At 74.0% G+C, this 1008-nt stretch carries 1 protein-coding gene; it reads left to right on the plus strand.

Annotation, left to right across the window (positions count from 1 at the left end; all coding sequences use genetic code 11):
- The coding region (locus MCM47_RS41470) for an NADH-ubiquinone oxidoreductase-F iron-sulfur binding region domain-containing protein (protein ID WP_238951918.1) at positions 1–658 on the plus strand (658 nt) is incomplete at its 5' end.
- Between the last annotated feature and the right edge of the window lie 350 nt (positions 659–1008).

Consider the following 1008-nt stretch of genomic DNA (forward strand, 5'->3'; position numbering starts at 1 on the left):
ACGGGGCGTGCTGGTCGGCGGGTACCACGGGAAGTGGCTGACGCCCGACGCGGCCCGCCAGGCGGTGATCTCCCGCCAGTCCTTCCAGCGCCTCGGAGGGGCGCTGGGTGCCGGGGCGATCCTGCCGCTGCCGGAGACGACCTGCCCGCTGTGGGAGGTCGTCCGGATCTCCCGCTGGATGGCGGACGAGACGGCCGGCCAGTGCGGTCCCTGCTACCTGGGGCTGCCCGATCTGACCTCGGCCCTGGAGGACCTGGTCCGCGGCGGCGGGCAGCGCGCGCTCGACCGGGTGCAGGCCGGCATGCGGGCGGTCACCGGACGGGGGGCGTGCAGCCACCCCGACGCCGCCGCCCGGTTCGTGGCCTCGTCCCTGGCCGTGTTCGACGACGACCTGGTCGCGCACTCGTACCAGGGCGGCTGCGGTCGGCCGTCGCAGGACGTCCTGCCGCTGCCGGAGGTGGAGAGTGCCGGCTCCATCGTCGTCGACTGGACGCTCTGCGAGGCGCACGGCCTGTGCACCGGCGTCCTGCCCGACGTCATCCGGCTGGGGCCGGACGGGTTCCCCGCCGCCGCCGTGATGCCCGTACCCGCGAGGCTGCTCTCCCAGGCGGCGCGCGCCGTCGACCGGTGTCCCGCGCTCGCGCTGCGGATGCAGTGAGGCCGCCACGGCGGTGCCCGTGTCGCTCGTCGGAGCGGCGGACCGATCGAGAGGTTCCGGAGGGCTATCGACCCTGACATCCGCGTCCCGTGTCCGGTGCCCGGCGCTCGCCGCCGGACCGGATCACCGGGGACGCACAGATCCACGGAAGGCCAGATTCCACCGATGGAAAGGCAAGGAACATGTTGACGAAGCGATACGGACTGGCCGGGCTCTGTGTCCTGTTGGTCGGGCTCGTGGTGATGGCCCTGTGGGGCAGCATGAGCAGCAGCGCCAAGACGCCGTCCGGCTCCGGCCAGCTGGTCGGAGCGCAGGACGCCGCGCCGGCCGGTGGCGGGTCCTACGGCTCG

The organism is Kitasatospora sp. A2-31, assembly GCF_022288725.1.
GTDB lineage: Bacteria > Actinomycetota > Actinomycetes > Streptomycetales > Streptomycetaceae > Kitasatospora.